The organism is Caballeronia zhejiangensis (assembly GCF_000698575.1).
Classification (GTDB): Bacteria; Pseudomonadota; Gammaproteobacteria; order Burkholderiales; family Burkholderiaceae; genus Caballeronia; species Caballeronia zhejiangensis.
On record NZ_JFHD01000008.1, the window covers coordinates 1 to 19,446 of the forward strand.

The 19,446-nt window shown below is 64.3% G+C and carries 17 protein-coding genes; 10 read left to right on the forward strand and 7 right to left on the reverse strand.

The features are described from left to right. The 3 genes from BG60_RS13125 to BG60_RS13135 all read right to left on the reverse strand — a co-directional run. A partial coding sequence (locus tag BG60_RS13125) for a 2Fe-2S iron-sulfur cluster-binding protein (RefSeq protein ID WP_034471824.1) occupies positions 1-213 on the reverse strand: 213 nt, incomplete at its 3' end. Further along, complete coding sequence (locus tag BG60_RS13130) at positions 206-1,345, reverse strand: NAD(P)/FAD-dependent oxidoreductase (RefSeq protein WP_008353564.1); 1,140 nt, start codon at positions 1,343-1,345, stop codon at positions 206-208. The genes BG60_RS13125 and BG60_RS13130, both read right to left, overlap by 8 nt. Then, entirely contained in the window at positions 1,342-2,274 is a 933-nt protein-coding gene (locus tag BG60_RS13135; RefSeq protein WP_034471826.1) for a 4-hydroxyproline epimerase, read from the reverse strand. Before BG60_RS13135 ends, BG60_RS13130 begins: the two co-directional genes overlap by 4 nt. 212 nt (positions 2,275-2,486) lie before the next feature. Between BG60_RS13135 and BG60_RS13140 the strand changes: the two genes are divergently transcribed. After that, positions 2,487-3,392, forward strand: coding sequence for a dihydrodipicolinate synthase family protein (locus tag BG60_RS13140; RefSeq protein WP_008353567.1), 906 nt, complete (start codon positions 2,487-2,489; stop codon positions 3,390-3,392). Between the two features lie 64 nt (positions 3,393-3,456). Here the strand turns inward: BG60_RS13140 and BG60_RS13145 are convergent, their stop codons facing one another. Beyond that, the gene (locus BG60_RS13145; RefSeq protein WP_008353569.1) at positions 3,457-4,200 is read right to left on the reverse strand and encodes a response regulator transcription factor; all 744 of its coding nucleotides are present in this window, start codon (positions 4,198-4,200) and stop codon (positions 3,457-3,459) included. A 527-nt stretch (positions 4,201-4,727) separates the two neighbouring features. On the opposite strand from BG60_RS13145, the gene BG60_RS13150 reads away from it, so the two are divergent. The 3 genes from BG60_RS13150 (at position 4,728) to BG60_RS38715 (ending at position 7,812) form a co-directional block, all read left to right on the forward strand. Beyond that, the gene (locus BG60_RS13150) at positions 4,728-6,020 is read left to right on the forward strand and encodes an MFS transporter (RefSeq protein ID WP_033536124.1); all 1,293 of its coding nucleotides are present in this window, start codon (positions 4,728-4,730) and stop codon (positions 6,018-6,020) included. 115 nt (positions 6,021-6,135) lie between these two features. Continuing rightward, positions 6,136-7,578, forward strand: coding sequence for an MFS transporter (locus BG60_RS13155; protein WP_034471829.1), 1,443 nt, complete (start codon positions 6,136-6,138; stop codon positions 7,576-7,578). A gap of 66 nt (positions 7,579-7,644) precedes the next feature. Beyond that, positions 7,645-7,812, forward strand: a complete 168-nt coding sequence (locus BG60_RS38715) for a hypothetical protein (protein ID WP_008353574.1) — start codon at positions 7,645-7,647, stop codon at positions 7,810-7,812. A 92-nt stretch (positions 7,813-7,904) separates the two neighbouring features. On the opposite strand, the gene BG60_RS13160 is transcribed toward BG60_RS38715, so the two are convergent. Further along, the gene (locus BG60_RS13160; protein WP_008353575.1) at positions 7,905-8,177 is read right to left on the reverse strand and encodes a hypothetical protein; all 273 of its coding nucleotides are present in this window, start codon (positions 8,175-8,177) and stop codon (positions 7,905-7,907) included. A 131-nt stretch (positions 8,178-8,308) separates the two neighbouring features. Further along, complete coding sequence (locus BG60_RS13165) at positions 8,309-9,127, reverse strand: helix-turn-helix domain-containing protein (protein WP_008353576.1); 819 nt, start codon at positions 9,125-9,127, stop codon at positions 8,309-8,311. A 238-nt stretch (positions 9,128-9,365) separates the two neighbouring features. Here BG60_RS13165 and motA point away from each other — a divergent pair, with 238 nt between their 5' ends. Both motA and motB read left to right on the forward strand, forming a co-directional pair. After that, positions 9,366-10,238, forward strand: a complete 873-nt coding sequence (gene motA / locus BG60_RS13170; RefSeq protein WP_008353577.1) for a flagellar motor stator protein MotA — start codon at positions 9,366-9,368, stop codon at positions 10,236-10,238. 30 nt (positions 10,239-10,268) lie between these two features. Further along, positions 10,269-11,249, forward strand: a complete 981-nt coding sequence (gene motB / locus BG60_RS13175; protein ID WP_008353578.1) for a flagellar motor protein MotB — start codon at positions 10,269-10,271, stop codon at positions 11,247-11,249. Positions 11,250-11,310: 61 nt separating this feature from the next. Here motB and BG60_RS13180 read toward each other — a convergent pair whose 3' ends face one another. Continuing rightward, entirely contained in the window at positions 11,311-12,642 is a 1,332-nt protein-coding gene (locus BG60_RS13180; RefSeq protein WP_008353579.1) for an Nramp family divalent metal transporter, read from the reverse strand. Positions 12,643-12,906: 264 nt separating this feature from the next. Between BG60_RS13180 and BG60_RS13185 the strand changes: the two genes are divergently transcribed. From BG60_RS13185 to BG60_RS13200, 4 genes are all read left to right on the forward strand, one after another. Then, the gene (locus BG60_RS13185) at positions 12,907-13,188 is read left to right on the forward strand and encodes a DUF4148 domain-containing protein (RefSeq protein WP_008353580.1); all 282 of its coding nucleotides are present in this window, start codon (positions 12,907-12,909) and stop codon (positions 13,186-13,188) included. A 320-nt stretch (positions 13,189-13,508) separates the two neighbouring features. Next, complete coding sequence (locus BG60_RS13190; protein ID WP_034471832.1) at positions 13,509-16,694, forward strand: efflux RND transporter permease subunit; 3,186 nt, start codon at positions 13,509-13,511, stop codon at positions 16,692-16,694. A 21-nt stretch (positions 16,695-16,715) separates the two neighbouring features. Then, entirely contained in the window at positions 16,716-17,957 is a 1,242-nt protein-coding gene (locus BG60_RS13195) for an efflux RND transporter periplasmic adaptor subunit (RefSeq protein ID WP_008353583.1), read from the forward strand. Further along, positions 17,954-19,408 carry an efflux transporter outer membrane subunit gene (locus BG60_RS13200; protein WP_008353585.1) on the forward strand — a complete coding sequence of 485 codons (1,455 nt, stop codon included), beginning with the start codon at positions 17,954-17,956 and terminating at the stop codon, positions 19,406-19,408. Before BG60_RS13195 ends, BG60_RS13200 begins: the two co-directional genes overlap by 4 nt. The last annotated feature ends 38 nt before the right edge of the window (positions 19,409-19,446 follow it).

A 19,446-nucleotide genomic window follows, 5' to 3' on the forward strand; every position in this document is an offset into this window, starting at 1 on the left:
AAGCGTCTGACAGCCGAGCACATGCGCGCGGCCATCGACCGTCACGCGGCATTCGTGACACACGCCCATGCCGCACAGCGCGGCGCGCGGCTCGCCGGTGACAGAGCGCCGCGTGCCACGAATGCCCCGCATCGCGATCGCGGCCGCGACGGTCGCGAACGCGGGCACGTCGAGCGATTCGCCGTCGATGATGACGCGCACGCGCTCAGCCATCGGCGTGCTCCGGCGCGAATCGTTGCGGGCAGAAAGCGTTCATGTCGGGCATATCGAATGCAAGCGGCTCGCCGAGCATCTGCGCGACGAGGAGTTTCGCGGTGCCGAGCGACGTCGTCACGCCGAGCCCTTCGTGACCCGCCGCGAGCCACAGCCGGTCGCCGGGGAAACGCGCCGGTCCGATCAGCGGCAAGCCGTCGGGCGTGGCGGCGCGAAAACCGGTCCACGCCCGAATCGCATTGAGCCCGCCGATTCCCGGCAGATAGCGCGTCGCGCGCGCGAGCATCATCGCGAGCACGTTCATTTCGACGGCGGGATCGAGCGTGCCGAATTGACGCGACGACCCGATCAGCACTTGCCCGGTCGGACGCGGCTGCGCATTGAACGCGACCGACGTGCCGCGCGCGTGATGCGCGCTCTTGATATAGCCGAGCTCCAGCACCTGATGACGAACCGTGCCCGGATAACGATCGGTGATGAGCAGATGCCCCTTCTTCGCTTCGAGCGGCAGGCCCGCGATCAGATCCGGCGCGGCGAGCCCGTTGGCGATGACCACGTGCGCAGCCGTTCGTCGTTCACCATTCGCGAGCGTGACGCGCGCGTGCGCGCCGGCGGCATCGACGGAATGCACCGCGCAGCCGGTCGATACGCGAATGCGCGTCGAACTCGCCAGCAGCCATTGCGCGGCGGCGGGCGCGTAGACGATCGCGTCGTCGTCGATGAGCAGGCCGCCTTGCATCGCGTGGCTCACCGACGGCTCGGATTCGCGCAGCGCGGCGCGGTCGACCATATGCGCGCGCACGCCCGCCGCGGCGAATGCGTCGCGCATCGCGCGCGCGGCGTCGAGTTCCTCGTCGTCTTCCGCGATCCAGAGCGTGCCGCAGCGCGAGAACGCATCGCGCTCGCGCAGTTGCGGGCCGAGCGCGAGCCACAGTTCGCGCGAAGCCCGCGCCAGCGCGAATTCGGCGGGCGAATCGTTCATCACGACGATATGGCCCATGCCCGCCGCCGTCGCGCCGCCGCCGATGCCGCCCGCGTCGAGCACATCGACCGTCATGCCGCGCGCGGCAAGCTCGGCTGCGCACGCCGCCCCGACAATCCCGCCGCCGACGACGATCACGTCCGCCGTCATATGCCTTTGATGAACGGATCGCGCGCGTCGAACACGAGCCGTCCTTCGCACATGACGTGCGCGTAACCGGTGATCGTCGGGATCAGCGCGTCGCCGTCGAGCGCGTAACTGCCCTCGAACACGCTGCCGATGATGCTCTCCTGGCGCCAGATGTCGCCCGGCGCGAGCGCGTCGTCCGCCGCGAGGCACGCGAGCTTGGCGCTCGTTCCGGTTCCGCACGGCGAACGGTCGTAGGCGCTGCCCGGACACAGCACGAAATTGCGGCTGTCGACGCCGGCGACGGGCGAATTCGCGAACAGTTCGATATGGTCGATGAACGCGCCGTCCGCGCCGGTGATGCCCTGCGCATGCAAGGCATCGCGGATCGCCTCGGTGAACGCGGTCAGCTCGGCGATGCGCGCGGGCACCAGTTCGCGACCGTGATCCGCGACGAGAAAGAACCAGTTGCCGCCCCACGCGACGTCGCCGGTGAGCGTGCCGTGGCCGGGCACATCGACCGATACCGCCCGCCGATGCCGATACGCCGGCACGTTGCGCACGCTGACACTGCCGTTTTCGTGCAGCGTCGCATCGACGGGCCCGACGGGCGTATCGATCCGATGCCGCCCCGGCGCGATCCTGCCCGCATGGGCGAGCGACGCGACGAGCCCGATCGTGCCGTGCCCGCACATGCCGAGATAGCCGACGTTGTTGAAGAAGATGACGCCCGCCGCGGCTGCGGGATCGTCCGGTTCGCAGAGCAACGCGCCGACCATCACGTCCGAGCCGCGTGGCTCCGTGACGATGGCGCGGCGCCAGTCATCGAAGCGCGTGCGAAACGCGTCGAGCCGTTGCACGAGTGTGCCGTTGCCCAGATCGGGGCCGCCCGCGATCACGAGGCGCGTCGGTTCGCCGCCCGTATGCGAGTCGATGATGTCGATGGTTTTCATGCCGCTATCGTAGAAACGCTTACGCCGGGCGTCTTGACGCGGCTGGACGGTTTGGATGACGAAATCGGCATAATCGAAGATCGTCCGGTGGGGCTTTTCGCGGTGCGAAACGGCTATGCCGAAATCGGCACGCGGCGCGCGCGAATCACGCAAGACGCCTGATTTTTCGGTGCTTACACTGCGTACCGTCCAATCAATTTCGGAGAGCCGCCGTGACGCATATCTGGGAAGGCGTGATGCCCGCCGTGACCACCAAGTTCAACGCCGATTTCAGCATAGACCGTGCGTGGACCGCGAAGAACATCGACGCGCAGATCGAAGCGGGCGTGGACGGCATCATCGTGTGCGGCTCGCTCGGCGAAGCATCGACGTTATCGCTGGACGAAAAGCTCGACGTGCTCGACATCGCCGTGGACGCCGCACGCGGCCGCGTGCCGGTGCTCCTGACGATCGCCGAGAACAGCACGCTCGACGGCTGCCGCCAGGCCGAGCGCGCCGCGCGCCACGGTGCGGCGGGCTATATGGTGCTGCCGGGTTTGCGTTATCTGTCGGACCGGCGCGAGACGCTCAATCATTTCCGCATGGTCGCCGATGCCAGTCCGCTGCCGCTGATGGTCTACAACAATCCGCTCGCTTATGGCGTCGATGTCACGCCGAAGATGTTCGCCGAACTTGCCGAAGACAAGAAGTTCGCGGCGATCAAGGAATCGAGCGGCGACGTGCGCCGCATCACCGATCTCATCAACGAAACGGGCGACCGCTATGCGATTTTTTGCGGCGTCGACAATCTCGCGATGGAAGCGATGCTGATGGGCGCGCACGGCTGGGTCGCGGGTCTCGTGTGCGCGTTCCCGCGCGAAACGGTCGCGATCAGCAAGCTGATTCGCGCGGGGCGTGTCGAGGAAGCGCGCGCGATCTATCGCTGGTTCGCGCCGCTGCTCGCGCTCGACGTGTCGCACAAGCTCGTGCAGAACATCAAGCTCGCCGAGGCGATCGTCGGTCTGGGCACGGAGCCGGTGCGTCCGCCGCGCCTGCCGCTCGCCGGCGATGAGCGCAAGGAAGTCGAAACGCTGATTCGCCGGAGCATCGAGACGCGCCCCGCATTGCCGGCGCTTTAAGACGCGCGCGAAATGAAAAATGCCGCCGGTTTGTCAACCGGCGGCATTTGCTTTTTGATCGGCTTCAGGCCGCGATCTGCGCAGGCGCGGGATCGGTGAGACCGCCATCCGAATCCGCGCCTTCATCGTAGAGATGCAGCAGACGGTAACCGCTCTTGTACACCGGCTGCAGGCGGAAGTTGTTGACCGGCTCGATTTCCAGCGCGAGACGCAGGCGCGAAACGTGGCTGTCGATCGTGCGGGTCGTTTCGCGGAACTCGCGTCCCCAGACCATCGCGAAAATATGATCGCGCGATAGCACGCGGCCGATGTTCGAGAAGAAAAGCTGCGCGAGACGGAATTGCGTGCCGCTCAACTGCACCGGCTTGCCGCGCACGGTGACGGTTTGCTGGCGTGCGTCGAAACGATACGGCCCGACTTCGAGGCATGCGCTCGACGTCGCGGGATACGCGCGGCGCAAGAGCGCTTCGACGCGCGCGCCGAACTCGCCCGGGCGGATCGGATACACGACGAAATCGTCCGCGCCGGCGGTGAGCGCGCAGACGACGTTGTGTTCGGCGCCGTCCGGCGTCGCGAACATGACCGGCACGCGTTCGCCGAAGCTCGAGCGCACGGATTTCAGCAGATCGAGGCCGCAGAGGCCCGTGGAATTCCAGTCGAGAATCAGCAGATCGACCGTGGAGCGGGACAGCGCCTTCGACAGCACGAGGCCATCGCCGAAAGTCACGCAAGTGTGGCCGAGTCGTTTGACGACATCGCTGATGAGATTTCGATAACTGGGGTCGGTTTGCAAAACGGCGACGCGCATAGTGTCTTACCTGATGAGTCCAAGGGACATGAAGCGGAGGCCGTTTTGCGGCGCCCGCCGGGCGTCTCGTCGCGGGATGAGACGGGGAATTACAAGCTGCGAATTCTGGGCAGCGATGCGACCCTTTCCCATCGGACTCATCCGAATTGTCAACGCATGTGACTGCGTAGCGCCCGGAACGGGCGGCGTCTGATGCGCGCAACCATCTCGAAATTAGAACGGCTTTTCGCTTTTGCGCGCGTTTTCATCCTGTAACATGCCGTGTTTGGCTCAAAAGTTCCCGCTTCCGCCGTTTTACCGAGACGTCGCGTAGCAAGCTGCGCCGCGACTGTCCGTCGCATCGCGCAGCGCGGATGACGGGCAGCGGCTTTCGAATCCGCGCCCGCTGGCTTCCGGCCCGGATCGTTCGCGTTCCGCGCCCGGGCCTTCGCTTCGCGTCCACCCGGCGCGTTTAGTCACTCCCGCAGGGCAAAGCCTCGTTCTACCGCGCGTCATGCGTGGCTTTTCCACTTACGGGTTCTTTTCCGATGCAGGCAACACCTCTGTCCGACGCCCCGCGCGCGGCCGGCCGTGCGCTCACGCGCGGCGATTACAAGACGCTCACGCTCGCCGCGCTCGGCGGCGCGCTCGAGTTCTACGACTTCATCATCTTCGTGTTCTTCGCGCCGGTCATCGGCCAATTGTTCTTTCCGCCGTCGATTCCTGACTGGCTGCGTCAATTGCAGACTTTCGGCATCTTCGCGGCGGGTTATCTCGCGCGCCCGCTCGGCGGGATCATCATGGCGCACTTCGGCGATCTGCTCGGACGCAAGCGCATGTTCACGCTTTCCGTGCTGCTGATGTCCGTGCCGACGCTCCTGATGGGCCTCCTGCCCACGTACGCGTCGATCGGCCTGATGGCGCCCGTCCTGCTGCTCGTGTTCCGCGTGATGCAGGGCGCGGCGGTCGGCGGCGAAGTGCCGGGCGCGTGGGTGTTCGTGTCGGAGCATGTGCCGGGGCGTCATATCGGCTATGCGTGCGGCACGCTCACGGCCGGCCTGACGGCGGGCATTCTGCTCGGCTCGCTGATCGCCACGGGCATCAACAAGGCGTTCGCGCCGGCCGAAGTCGCCGATTTCGCGTGGCGCCTGCCGTTCCTGCTCGGCGGCATCTTCGGTCTGTGCTCGGTGTATCTGCGTCGCTGGCTGCATGAAACGCCGGTGTTCGCCGAGTTGCAGAAGCGCAAGTCGCTCGCCGCGGAACTTCCGCTCAAGGCCGTGCTGCGCGATCACGGCCGCGCCGTCATCGTGTCGATGCTGCTGACGTGGATGCTTTCCGCCGCGATCGTCGTCGTGATCCTGATGACGCCGACGCTGCTGCAGAAGCAGTTCCACATCGCGCCGGCGACGGTGCTCGTCGCGAACTGCGCGGCGACGCTGTGTCTCACGATCGGCTGCGTGCTGGCGGGCGCGATCGCGGGCCGCATCGGCGCGGGCAAGACGATCTTCGTCGGCGGCGTGGCGCTCGCCGTCACGTACTGGATGATGTTCCAGCAGGTCGCGGCCGATGCCTCCGCGCTTTTGCCGTGGTACGCGCTCGCGGGCTTTTTCGTCGGCGTGATCGGCGCGATTCCGTTCGTGATGGTCAAGTCGTTCCCCGCGGCCGTGCGTTTCTCCGGCATCTCGTTTTCGTACAACGTCGCGTATGCGGTGTTCGGCGGACTCACGCCGATCGTCGTCTCGCTGATGATGAAATCGAGCCCGATGGCGCCCGCGATCTACGTCGGCGCGCTGTGCGCGGTCGGCGCGCTGACGACGTTGTTCATCAAGCAGGCGCGCTGATCCGGCGTTAGCGTTCCACACGCGAAGTGGCGCACCGTTCACGCGGTGCGCCATTTTTCATTGCGCTTTCACGTTTCGGCCCACGCCGAAACATCGGCCGCGCCGCGCGCCTACGATGGCCGGCATGAACTCGAATCTTTCTTCATCCGAAACGCGTCTGTCCGCACGGCAGACGCTCACCGTGACGGCGACCAGCGTCGGCTTCGTCGTCTCGCAACTCGATGTCTCGATCGTGAATGTCGCGCTCGCGCGCATCGGCCACGATCTGGGTGCGAGCGTCGCGAGCCTGCAATGGACCATCGACAGCTACGCGCTCGCCTTCGCCGCGCTCATGCTCTCGGCCGGTTCGCTCGGCGACCGCTTCGGCGCGCGGCGCATGTTCGTCGGCGGACTCGCGCTGTTCGCGCTGGCGTCGCTCGCGTGCGCCTTTTCCGGCGACGCGACGCAACTCATCGCCGGGCGGGCCTTGCAGGGCGTCGGCGCGGCGGCGATGCTGCCGAACTCGCTCGCGCTGCTGAACGCGGCGTGCGGCCACGACCGGCGTCTGCGCGCGCGAGCCGTCGGCTTGTGGACGGCGGCGGGCGCGGTGTCGATCGCGGCGGGACCGATCGTCGGCGGCGTGCTGATCGCGGCGTTCGGCTGGCGCAGCATTTTCTGGGTCAATCTGCCGATCTGCGCGGCGGGCATCGTCCCGACGCTCGCGTGGATAGAAAACGCGCGACCCAAAGATGCCGGTCGTGCGCGCGGCATCGACCTGCCCGGCCAGGCGCTGGCGATCGTCGCGCTCGCCTCGTTCGTCGGCGCGGTGATCGAACTGCGCCCGCTCGGACCGATGCATCCGCTCGTCATCGGCGCTTTGCTGCTCGCGCTGGCGGCGGGCGGCGCGTTCATCGCGATCGAGCGCGAAAGCCGCACGCCGATGCTGCCGCTGTCGCTCTTCGCCGAGCGCACGTTCAGCGCGGCCGTGGCCTTCGGTATCGGCGTGAATCTCACCTACTATGGAATGGTCTTCGTGCTGAGCCTGTATTTGCAGCGCGTGCTCGGTCACACGCCCTTGCAGACCGGCCTCGCGTTCCTGCCGCTGACGGGCGGATTCCTGATCTCGAACCTGGCGAGCGGTCCTGTCGTCGCGCGCTTCGGCTCGCGCGGCCCGATGATCTTCGGCGCGCTGCTCGACGCCGCCGGTTTCGCCGCGCTCGCCTTCGTCGATGCGACGACGCCCACGGCCGCGCTGCTCGTGCCGTTCCTGCTGATTCCATCGGGGATGGGACTCGCGGTCCCGGCGATGACGACCGCGCTGCTCGGCACCGTCGGCCAGCCGCGTGCGGGCACGGCGTCGGCGGTGCTCAACACGGCGCGGCAGGCGGCGGGCGCGATCGGCGTCGCGGCGTTCGGCGCGCTCGCGGCTCATGGCGACGGCGCGGCGAGCGCGCACCAGATCGTCGATGCGGTGCGCTGGTCGGCGGCGATCTCCGTCGCGCTTCTGTTGTGCGCCGCGTTGATCGCGCGTCATGTGAACAATCCGGCGAGCGCGAACGCCGAAGAACGTGTTACCTAGAGACGGACGTCGGGAACGGCCGTTGCAACGCCCAGGTAAAGCCGCGAATCTTTTGAGGACAACACCATGTCGACAATGCCCCGCTCCCCCGAGGAGCCGCTCGAACCGGACCCGGACAAGCTGCTCGATCCCGACGCCGCGCCGAACCCCGAAGATCCGGACATGCCTGACGGCCCGGATTCCGCGACGCCGATGGTGCCCGCCGATCCGAAAAACGGCGAACCGCGCATGTAGAACGCCGGGCGGCCATCGCGCGCATAAAGCAATGCCCGCGCGGCCTTGAAAGCGGCGCGGGCATTCTTACTGATGCTCGTGGACGAAGAGCGTTACAGGCTAGTGGTCTGCACCGCGCCGGTTTCCAGCGCACGCTCGATGAGCGCTTCCTGCTGCGCCTTGCGAACGGCATCGGCGACGAGCGTATCGGGCGCTTCCACTTCGGCCTTGATCGCGCCGATGATGCCGTCCGCTTCGACGATCACGAGCGATTCCGCCGAATCCGCACGGCTGATGATGACGCGCAGCGGCCCGCCGCCCTCCGCGATGCTGGCGCAAAACTGCATCGTTTGCCCGCCGATCACTTGTTCGAATGTTTGAATCATCGCTGCCTTCCGCGTTGGTTGGACAAAAGCTGACACAGGCTGCGCGCCAAGCGGCGCGCAGCCTGCTTTCTCATTGATCCGCGCATGTCGACTAGGTTCAATTCTGTAAGCATGCGCGGCGCGACGCAAGCTCAACGTCTTGCGTCGGCGAGTTCGCGAAGGATGGCGGCGGTCGAATCGTCGGCGGGAAAGAAGGCTTCGATCGCAAGCTCCGACAACGTGATGTCGACGGGCGTGCCGAAAACCGTCGTCGTGCTCAAGAACGACAGCACGCCGTGCTGCGTGCGCAAACGCAAGGGCACGACGACGGGATCGGTCTCGCCGCGCGGCTCGTGGGTCGCGTGACGCGGCGCGGGATACGCCTCCAGTTCGGCCAAGAGCGAGACGAGCGTCGCATCGCCGGACACGTCGATTTGCCGGCGCAGGCGCGCGAGCAGATGCGCGCGCCACTCGTGCCAGTTGTCGATGGCATCGGCGAGACCTTGCGGATGCATCGACAGCCGCAGCACGTTGACCGGCGGCACGAGCAATTGCGCATCCGCCGATGCGACGAGCGGCGCGAAAGCCGCGTTGGCCGCGATCATCGTCCAATGACGATCGACCGCGAGCGCGGGATACGGCTCATGCCCTTTGAGCACGAGATCGACAGCACGCCTGGCAGCGGAAAGTTGCGGATCGGCCAGCGCGCGCTCGCGATAAAGCGGCGCATAACCGGCCGCGACGAGCAGCGTGTTGCGCTCGCGCAGCGGCACGTCCAGTTGCTCGGCGAGGCGCATCAGCATGTCCCGGCTCGGCAGCGAGCGGCCCGATTCGACGAAGCTCAGGTGACGCGTGGACACGTCCGCAACGCCTGCGAGATCGAGCTGGCTCATGCGCCTGCGCTGACGCCATTCGCGCAATAGCGCGCCGACGTCCGATCGAACGGCCGGATGTACGAGGGTCGAGTTCATGCAACCGATGTTAGACGAAACATGATCACGCGATCCATTACCTGCGAAGTAAGCGGCGCCACGAACGTAACATTTACGCCGCAAACATATGCGAAGAAAAACTTGCGCGCGACACCCTAAATCTCCGGCACTTTCGCGCCGATAAGTCCAACAACAAGCGAACAATGCGTCGCGAGCCGTGCGCGTCTCAATCCCGAGCACGCACGGCCCGCGGCGCCCGGACTTTTGCGGAGAAATCATGTTTGTCATCATCGGATGGTTGTTGGTCATCGGCTCGGTGATCGGAAGCTTCGTCGGCGTCGGGGGCCACCTCGCGGCCCTCGTGCAACCGTTCGAGCTGCTGTGTATTTTCGGCGCGGCGATCGGCGCGTTCGTCGTGTCGAATCCGACCGCGACGCTCAAGAAAACGTTGCAATCGATTCCGAAGGCGTTCAAGGGCGGCGGCTACACGAAAGAGAAATATCTCGCGCTGATCGCATTGCTCTACGAACTGCTTCAGAAGGCGCGCAAGGAAGGCATGATGGCGCTCGAAGCCGATGTCGATGCGCCCGAGTCCAGCCCGGTCTTTCAGAAGTACGAGCACGTCATGGCCGATCATCATCTGCTCGACTTCATCGTCGACTATCTGCGCATGATGTCGGCGGGCAATGTCAACGCGCTCGAAATGCAGGATCTGATGGACGAAGAGCTCGACACGCACCACACCGAAAGCTCGATCGCCGCGAACGCCATTCAGAAAATGGCCGATGGCCTGCCTGCATTCGGTATCGTCGCCGCGGTGATGGGCGTCGTGCACACGATGGGCTCGGTCGGCGCCGCGCCCGCCGTGCTCGGCGAGATGATCGCGGGTGCGCTCGTCGGCACGTTCCTCGGCATTCTGCTGGCGTACGGCTTCATCGGCCCGCTCGCGGACCTGCTCAACGCGAAGGGCGCGGCCGAAGCGAAGCCGTTCCAGTGCGTGAAGTCCGTGCTGCTCGCATCGATGAACGGTTATGCGCCGACGATCGCGGTCGAGTTCGGCCGCAAGGTGCTCTTCACCGCCGATCGTCCGAGCTTCAAGGAACTCGACGACGCGGTTCGTGCCACCAAGATGCCGAAGGCGGCTTCGTGATGACATCGGGTACGCAAAGGACCAACGCACATGGCTGAGAAACCGTCACGCGATCCGCTGCAGTCCGTGCTTGCGCCGACTGTCGTCGTCAAGCGCAAGAAGAAGGCGCACGGACACGGCCATCATGGCGGCGCATGGAAGATCGCCTACGCCGACTTCGTCACCGCGATGATGGCGTTCTTTCTGTTGATGTGGCTGCTCGGATCGACATCGAAGTACGACAAGGAAGGCATCGAGCAATACTTCAATACGCCGCTTTCCGCATTGTTCGGCAACGATGGCGGCGCGTCGGCGCATACGAGCGTCATCGCGGGCGGCGGCAGGGATCTGTCGAGCACGCGTCCGGGTGAAGGCAACAAGACCCAGACGCAACCGGTGCCGCAATCGATCGCGCGCGCTGCCGTTGCGATGGACGACTTGCGCAAGCTGCAGCAACTCAAGCAGAAGCTGATGGCGCTCATCGAGCAGACGCCTGCGCTGCGCGCGTACAAGGATCAGATTCGCATCGCGATCACGAGTGAAGGCTTGCGTATCGAGATCGTCGATTCGCTCAAGCGGCCGATGTTCGCATCGGGCAGTTCGAGACTCGAAAGCTATGTGACGACGATTCTGACGAACATCGGCGCATCGCTGAACGATGTCGATAACCGCGTGTCGATCGCGGGGCATACGGATGCAGTGCCCTATTCCGGCGGTCAGGCGGGCTATTCGAACTGGGAGCTTTCGAGCGAGCGGGCGAATGCCGCGCGGCGCGCGCTCGTCGCGGGCGGCATGAAGGAAAGCAAGGTGCTGCAAGTGCGTGGACTGTCCGACGTGCTGCCGCTCAACAAGGATGTCGTCGACGAGCCGACGAATCGGCGGATCAGTATTCTCGTGCTGAACAAGGCCGCGGAACAGGCGTTCTTCCGCGATGGCGGCAGAACCACGGTCGATGAAACGCGGCCTGTCGAAGCGGCGCTTCCCGCGCCGGTCTCGGTCAAGTCGGATGCGCCGGCGGCGGTGGTGAAGTAGACAACGCTCGCGGCTTGACGAAGCGCCATGCACATCGAATCGTGCATGGCGCTTTTTCATTTCAGCCGAGCCACTCCGCGACCGTCTGCACCACGAGCCAGACGTTCGCCGCGCTGATGACCACGAACAGCGCCCACGCGACGAGCTTCATGGACGGTTTGTTCGCGAACGCTCCCATGAGGCCGCGATCGCTCGTCATCCGGATCAGCGGATAAAGCGCGAACGGCAGTTGCAGGCTCAGCACGACCTGACTCGCGACGAGCAGCTTGCCGACCGCGCCGTTGCCCATCACGTACACGCCGATCAACGCTGGCACGAGCGCAAGCGCCCGCGTGATGAATCGGCGCTGATAGCACGGGATTTTCAGTTGCAGGAACCCTTCCATGATGACCTGCCCTGCAATGGTCCCGGTGAACGTCGAACTCTGGCCCGATGCAAAGAGCGTCACCGCGAAGAGAATCGCCGCAAGCCCGGTTCCCACGATAGGCGCAAGCAGCTTGTACGCATCTTCGATCTCGGTCACTTGCGTGTGCCCCGTCGCGTGAAATGCCGATGCCGCGAGAATCAGGATCGCCGCATTGATCAGCAGCGCGAGAACGAGCGACACGATCGTATCGAGCCGCGAAAGATTGATCGCCGATGCAAGGCTCTTCGCATCGCGATTCACCACGCGCGTCTGCACGATCGAGGAATGCAGATACAGGTTATGCGGCATCACGGTCGCGCCGAGAATGCCTATCGCGAGATAAAGCGGCTCGCGATCGCTCAACGCGTGAATCGATGGCACGAGCCCGGCAGCAACCGAAGGCCAATGCGGTTTGACGAGCACGAGCTCGACGATATAACCGACGCCGATCGTCGCGATGAGCCCGAGCATGATGGCTTCGAGATCGCGAAAGTTCTTGCCTTTCAGGCCCAGCACGATGAGCGTATCGAATGCGGTGAGCACCACGCCCCACATCAGCGAAACGCCGAACAGCAAATGAAACGCGAGTGCGCCGCCGAGCACTTCCGCGAGATCGCACGCGATGATCGATAACTCCGCGAGCATCCATTGCACGTTCGCGACCGGTTTCGCGTAACGCTCACGCGATAGCTGCGCGAGATCCTTTCCCGTGACGATGCCAAGGCGCATCGAAAGACATTGCAGCACCATCGCCGCAAGACTCGACAACACGACGACAAAGAGCAGGCTATAGCCGTAGCGTGAGCCGGCTTCGATATCCGTCGCCCAGTTGCCCGGGTCCATATAGCCGATGGAAATGAGCAGGCCCGGCCCCGCGAATTGCAGAAGCTTCTTCCATAGCGGCGCGCCCGGCGAAACGGCGACGGAGCCTTTGACTTCCGATGGGCAAAACGGCGCGGTGGCCGTGGTCGGCAGATTGAACGGCAATTTATCGAGTCCTGATGGGATATCGGGGACAACATCCGCGAACGATGTTGTTCAGGTAGCTTACAAGGCGCGTCTCGCGGGCGAGTCTATCACCGGCTGCGCGCATTCACAGACAGCCCCAATCTGACCAAAGCGTCATCTCATCGCCAGCATCTCGTCACGGTACGACAAATAGAATTCAGTGGTGGCTGTAGCGAGCGTGCCGACGCTGCATATCGCGCAACCGCACGTCCCGTTCATTTTTACCCGCATGAGGAGTGCGCCATGAAACTAGTCACACGCATCGCTGTAATCGCCCTTGCTGCCGCGCCGCTCGCCGCGCTCGCACAATCCGAAGGTCTCACGCGCGCGCAGGTGAAAGCGGATCTGCAACGCGTCGAACAAGCCGGCTATAACCCGTCCGAGCGCGATGCGTTCTATCCGAACGACATCCAGGCAGCCGAAGCCAAGGTCAGCGCGCAAAGCGCATATGGCTCGTCCAGCGACGGTTCGTCGTCTTCGGGACGCACGATGTCGACGACGCCGCTCGGTCAAACCCCGCAGTAACGCACGCTCATCGAACGAGACACGCGCGGCCTTCCGCGCCGTCTCGCTCGCGTCCCTTCGAAGCGCGTAACCCGCGCTCGCGCTTCGCTATTCCCCGCTGTCCGATGCGAATGCTCCGCCCTACCATGGGCTTTCGCAAGCTTGCTTTCAAACCGCCTTATCTGACATCGGCGCCATATTCACGTCATATTGTCGTTGGCACCCGGCCACTACCATAACGACACTGATGGCGAACCGCACGCCCCGCTCCGTCATTGCGTCCCGCGCGTTGCATTCGCCTCATTCGCAGCGCCCTCTCCCAGCTTCTTCCGAACGACTCAATGTGGATAGTCAACGTTGCGCTTAAGCGGCCATACACGTTCATCGTGATGGCCATCATGATCCTGCTGGCGACGCCGTTCGTCCTCGTGACGACGCCTGTGGACGTGCTTCCCGAAATCGACATTCCGGTTGTCAGCATCATCTGGAATTACATAGGCCTTTCCGCGCAGGACATGGCCAATCGCATCACGTCGGTCAACGAGCGCAGCCTCACGACCACGGTGAACAATATCGAGCACATCGAGTCGCAATCGCTGCAAGGCATCGCGATCATCAAGCTCTTTCTGCAGCCCACCGCGAACATCCAGACCGCGATCGCGCAAACAGTGGCCGTCGAACAGGCGCAAGTGAAGCAGATGCCGCCGGGCGCGACGCCGCCCCTCGTCATCAGCTATTCGGCGTCGAGCATTCCGGTGATTCAGCTCGGGCTTTCGAGTCCGAAGCAATCCGAGCAGGACCTGAACGATACCGCGCTCAATTTCTTGCGCCCTCAACTCGTGACGATTCCGGGCGCGGCCGTGCCTTATCCGTATGGCGGCAAGACGCGCCTCATCTCCGTCGATCTCGACACGCGCGCGCTGCTCGCAAAAGGACTCACGCCGACCGATGTCGTCCAGGCCGTCAACGCGCAAAACCTGATCCTTCCGACCGGCACCGCAAAGATCGGCCCGCGCGAATATACGGTCGACATGAACGGTTCGCCCGCGACCGTCGCGGGCCTGAACGACATTCCGGTTCGCACGATCAACGGCGCGACGACCTATCTGCGCGAAGTCGCGCACGTCCGCGACGGCTTCTCGCCGCAGACCAACATCGTGCGTCAGGACGGGCATCGCGGCGTGCTGATCTCGGTGCTGAAGAACGGCAACGCGTCGACGCTGTCCATCGTAAATACGTTGCATGATCTCTTGCCGCAAGCGCGGGCGTCGCTGCCTTCCGATCTGAAGATCAGCGCGCTCTTCGATCAGTCGGTGTTCGTGAAGGCCGCCGTGCAAGGCGTCGTGCGCGAAGCGCTCATCGCCGCCGCGCTCACCGCCGCGATGATCCTGCTCTTTCTCGGCAACTGGCGCAGCACCTGCATCATCGCGATCTCGATACCGCTCTCGATTCTCTCGTCGCTGATCGTGCTGCATGCGCTCGGGCAGACGATCAACATCATGACGCTCGGCGGCCTCGCGCTCGCAGTCGGCATTCTCGTCGACGATGCCACCGTCACGATCGAGAACATCGAGCGTCATCTGCACATGGGCACGAATCTGCACGACGCGATCCTCGAAGGCGCAGGTGAAATCGCGGTGCCCGCGCTCGTCTCGACGCTGTGCATCTGCATCGTGTTCGTGCCGATGTTCTTTCTCACCGGCGTCGCCAAGTTCCTGTTCGTGCCGCTTGCGGAAGCCGTCGTGTTCGCAATGCTCGCGTCGTACATCCTTTCGCGCACGCTCGTACCGACGCTCGCGATGCTGTTGATGGGCCACGCGCACGCACCCGATGCGAAGGCAAAGCCGAATCTCTTCGTGCGTCTGCATCAGCGCTTCGATCGCGGCTTCGAGCGCATGCGCGGCGCGTATATCGTGATTCTGTCGAGCCTGCTCGTGAAGCGGCGTCTGTTCGCGACGCTCTTTCTCGGCTTCTGCCTGTTGTCGGCGGGCCTCGTGTTCGTGCTCGGCGAAGACTTCTTCCCGAGCGTCGATGCGGGCGATATTCGCCTGCACATGCGCGCGCCGACCGGCACGCGCATCGAGGAGACCGCGCGACTCGCGGATGAAGTCGAAAAGGTCGTGCGCCAGATCGTGCCGCAAGACGAACTCGCGACGATACTGGATAACCTCGGTCTGCCTTATAGCGGCATCAACCTGTCGTACAGCAATGCCGGAACGATCGGCACGCTCGACGGCGAAATTCAGGTCGCGCTCAACGCGGATCATTCGCCGACGCAAAAGTACATCGACGAATTGCGTGCGCTCCTGCCGCGCCGCTTTCCCGGCGTCGAATTCTTCTTTCAACCTGCGGACATCGTCACGCAGATTCTCAACTTCGGCTTGCCCGCCGCCATCGACGTGCAGATTCAAGGGCAGAACGGCCAGGCGAATTTCGAAGTCGCGAGCAAGCTGATGAAGCAGATCCGCATGATTCCCGGCAATGTCGATACGCACATCCAGCAGAAGCTAGACGAACCGGCCATCGATTTGCAGATGGATCGCACGCGCCTGCAGCAACTCAATCTGTCCGCAAGCAACGTCGCGCAGAACGTGCTGGTTTCGCTTTCGGGAAGCTCGCAAACCGCGCCGGGATTCTGGTTCAACCCGCGCAACGGCGTCGAATACAACCTCGCGGTGCAGACGCCGCAGTATCAGATTTCATCGATCGACGAACTGCTGCGAACGCCCGTGTCCGCATCGCTCAACGGTCCCACGCAACTGCTCGGCAATCTCGTGCGCCTCTCGCCGAAGAATCAGTTCGCGGTGGTCACGCACTACAACATCCGGCCCGTGATCGATCTCTTCGTGAGCGTCGAAGGCCGCGATCTCGGCAGCGTCGCGCGCCAGGTTAATCAACTCGTCGATGAAGCGCAGAAGACGCTTCCGCGCGGCAGCCAGATCGTCGTGCGCGGTCAGGTCGAGACGATGCGGACGTCGTTCGTCGGCCTCGGACTGGGCGTCGCGATGGCGATCGTGCTCGTGTATCTGCTGATCGTCGTGAACTTCCAGTCGTGGATCGATCCGCTCGTCATCGTAAGCGCATTGCCCGCCGCGCTCGCGGGCATCATCTGGATGCTCTTTCTCACCGGCACGCACCTGAGCGTGCCCGCGCTGACCGGCGCGATCATGACGATGGGCGTCGCCACCGCGAACAGCATCCTGATGGTCTCGTTCGCGCGACAGCGTCTGAACGCGGGCATGCCGCCGCTCACCGCCGCGCTCGAGGCGGGCGCGAGCCGCATACGCCCCGTGTTGATGACCGCGTTCGCGATGATCATCGGCATGATTCCGATGGCGCTCGGCCTCGGCGAAGGCGCCGAGCAAAACGCGCCGCTCGGCCGCGCGGTGATCGGTGGCCTGCTGTTCGCAACGGTTTCCACGCTCTTTTTCGTGCCGCTCGTCTTCGCAGGCATTCACGCACGTCTTGCACGGCGCGCCGCGCGAAGAGGTAACACGCAACATGAAGACGGCAGCGGCCAACACTGACATCAAAGCATCCCGACGAACATGACTGAAAAGAACCACGCATCGCTTGCGATTCCCGCTCGCGACCCGAACGAAGGGCCCGCGCTGCCGCCGCGCAACGTCGAATGGAAACGCGCGAAGATCGCGCTCGTGATCGTGCTCGCGTTGCTCGCGATAGGCGCGGCGCGCACGGTCGTCACCGATGTGCTGCATAGCCATTCCATCGCCGCGCGCACGCAGCAGAACGCGCAGCAATACGTGAACGTCGTCATGCCTAAAGAGACCGATGGCGGCGGCGAAACGACGTTGCCGGGGACCTTGCGCGGCTTCGTCGAATCGCCGATCTATGCGCGTGCGACGGGTTATCTGCTGCACTGGTATGTCGATATCGGATCGCGCGTGAAGCAAGGCCAGTTGCTCGCCGATCTCGACACGCCCGAGATCGATCAGGAGCTTGCGCAAGCGGTCGCGCAACGCGATCAGACTGCATCGAGCCTCGGACTCGCGAAGAGCTCGCTCGAACGCTGGCAGCAATTGCGTCAGCGCGATGCCGTGTCGCAACAGGAACTCGACGAGCGTCAGAGCACGTACAACCAGGACGTCGCGAATCTCGCGGCCGCCGATGCCAACGTGAAGCGTCTGCGTCAGCTCGAATCGTTCAAGCGCATCGTCGCGCCTTTTGCGGGCGTCGTCACGCAGCGCAATGTGGATGTCGGCGATCTGATCGATGCGGGCAGCGGCACGAGCCGCGCGCTCTTCGCGCTCGCCCAGTCGGACCCGTTGCGCGTGTTCGTGCAGTTGCCGCAGGCTTACGCGCAGAACGTATCGGTCGGACAGGACGTGACGGTCACGCAGGCGGAGCTGCCCGGCGAACAGTTCCACGGCAAGATCACCCACATCTCCGGCGCGATCGACGTGCCCACGCGCTCGTTGCAAGTCGAAGTGACGCTGCCGAATCCCGATGGGCGGCTACGGCCCGGCGCGTATGTGCAGGTCGCCGTGCCCGCGACCGCGCACGCGCGTCTGCTCGTGCCAGGCAACGCGCTGCTCTTCCGTTCCGAAGGTCCACGTCTCGCGGTCGTCGATGGCAACGGTCATGTGAGCCTGCGCAAGATCGTGATCGCGCAGGATCTCGGACAATCGCTCGAAATCGAGAGCGGAATCGACGCGACCGACAAGGTCATCATCAACCCGAGCGATTCGATCGCCGATGGCGATCACGTCGTGATCGCGCCGCAGCAAACGCAACGACAGCCCGCGTCGGGCAGCAAGGCCGCATCATGAAGACCGCGCTTGGCATCACGCTCGTCTCGCTGCTTGCCGCGTGTACGGTCGGGCCCGACTATCATCGGCCCGTCGCCGCAACGCCGCCTACGTGGAAGACGGATTCGTACTGGCGCGTGGGCGAGCCGTCGCATGCGCCGCTCGCGCCCGACTGGTGGCAAGGCTTCGGCGATGTGACGTTGAACGGTCTCGAAACGCAGGCGCTCGCACAGAATCAGACGCTCGCCGCGGCGAGCGCGCACTACGCACAGGCTCGCGCGACGCTCGCGCAAACATCCGCGCTGGCGCTGCCTGAAGTCAATCTCGGTGCAAACGCGTCGCGCTCGCGCATTTCGAAGAACCGGCCCGTCACCAACTACGCGACGCCGAGCAATGCTACCGTTCAAAGCGATCTGAAGCTCGCGCCGACGGTCAACTACGACGTCGATCTGTTCGGCCGCATCCGTCGCGAAGTGGAGGCCGCGCATGCATCGGCGGATCAGTCGCGCGACGATCTCGCGAATGCGCGTCTCGTGCTGACCACCGATCTCGCCAGCGACTACTTCTCGATGCGCGAGCTCGATGCGGAGATCGACGTGCTGAATCGTTCTGTCGTGCTGCAAAAGAAAGCGCTCGATTACGTGCAGGCGCAACACGATCTCGGCGCGGTGTCAGGCCTCGATGTATTGCAGCAGCAAGCGCAACTCGATCAGACGCGCGTGCAGGCGCAACTGCTGCTCAATCAGCGCGCGCAATTCGAACATGCGATCGCCGCGCTCGTCGGGACGCCCGCGCCGCAATTCTCGATCGCGCCTGAATTGAACGAACGCCCGCTTCCGCCGATTCCACTCGGCGTGCCGAGCGATGTACTGCAACGCCGGCCCGATGTCGCATCCGCCGAGCGTGCGATGGCCGCGGCCAATGCGCAGATCGGCGTCGCGAAAGCGGCGTTCTTTCCGAGCCTCACGTTGAACGGCACGGTCGGCTGGGAAAGCACGGCGTTCTCAAGTCTGATTTCCGCGCCGAGCCTTTTGTGGACCATCGGGACGATGGCAAGCCAGGTCATCTTCGATGGCGGACGGCGCTCGGCAGCCGTCGATTTCGCGAACGAAGGCTATGTCGCGGCCGTCGCGAATTATCGGCAGACGGTGCTCGGCGCGTTTCAGCAAGTGCAGGACGGCATCGTCGGATTGTCGGTGCTGGACGGCGCGGCGAAACAGTCGCACGCCGCGGTCGTCGATGCGCAACGCTTGCTGTCGCTCGCGAACGATCGTTATTCGGGCGGGCTCGTCGCCTATCTCGACGTCATCACCGCACAGCAGCAATTGCTCACGAGCGAACGACAGGACGTGCAGATTCGCGGACAGCAGCGCACCGTATCGGTGGCGCTCGTGAAGGCATTGGGCGGCGGATGGGACACTGCATCGAACGACGATCAGAAGCTTGCGAACGCAACTACTTCGGGCGAGTAGAAAGAAAACGTAAGCACGATGCCCGCGAGGCTCGTATA

What these genes read in the sequence shown, in the direction of transcription:
- BG60_RS13130 (WP_008353564.1), bottom strand. Translation starts at nt 1,345, where the DNA reads ATGACGGCGGACGTGATCGTCGTCGGCGGCGGGATTGTCGGGGCGGCG.
- BG60_RS13135 (WP_034471826.1), bottom strand. Translation starts at nt 2,274, where the DNA reads ATGAAAACCATCGACATCATCGACTCGCATACGGGCGGCGAACCGACG.
- BG60_RS13145 (WP_008353569.1), bottom strand. Translation starts at nt 4,200, where the DNA reads ATGCGCGTCGCCGTTTTGCAAACCGACCCCAGTTATCGAAATCTCATC.
- BG60_RS13150 (WP_033536124.1), top strand. Translation starts at nt 4,728, where the DNA reads ATGCAGGCAACACCTCTGTCCGACGCCCCGCGCGCGGCCGGCCGTGCG.
- BG60_RS13155 (WP_034471829.1), top strand. Translation starts at nt 6,136, where the DNA reads ATGGCCGGCATGAACTCGAATCTTTCTTCATCCGAAACGCGTCTGTCC.
- BG60_RS38715 (WP_008353574.1), top strand. Translation starts at nt 7,645, where the DNA reads ATGTCGACAATGCCCCGCTCCCCCGAGGAGCCGCTCGAACCGGACCCG.
- BG60_RS13160 (WP_008353575.1), bottom strand. Translation starts at nt 8,177, where the DNA reads ATGATTCAAACATTCGAACAAGTGATCGGCGGGCAAACGATGCAGTTT.
- BG60_RS13165 (WP_008353576.1), bottom strand. Translation starts at nt 9,127, where the DNA reads ATGAACTCGACCCTCGTACATCCGGCCGTTCGATCGGACGTCGGCGCG.
- motA (WP_008353577.1), top strand. Translation starts at nt 9,366, where the DNA reads ATGTTTGTCATCATCGGATGGTTGTTGGTCATCGGCTCGGTGATCGGA.
- motB (WP_008353578.1), top strand. Translation starts at nt 10,269, where the DNA reads ATGGCTGAGAAACCGTCACGCGATCCGCTGCAGTCCGTGCTTGCGCCG.
- BG60_RS13185 (WP_008353580.1), top strand. Translation starts at nt 12,907, where the DNA reads ATGAAACTAGTCACACGCATCGCTGTAATCGCCCTTGCTGCCGCGCCG.
- BG60_RS13190 (WP_034471832.1), top strand. Translation starts at nt 13,509, where the DNA reads ATGTGGATAGTCAACGTTGCGCTTAAGCGGCCATACACGTTCATCGTG.
- BG60_RS13195 (WP_008353583.1), top strand. Translation starts at nt 16,716, where the DNA reads ATGACTGAAAAGAACCACGCATCGCTTGCGATTCCCGCTCGCGACCCG.
- BG60_RS13200 (WP_008353585.1), top strand. Translation starts at nt 17,954, where the DNA reads ATGAAGACCGCGCTTGGCATCACGCTCGTCTCGCTGCTTGCCGCGTGT.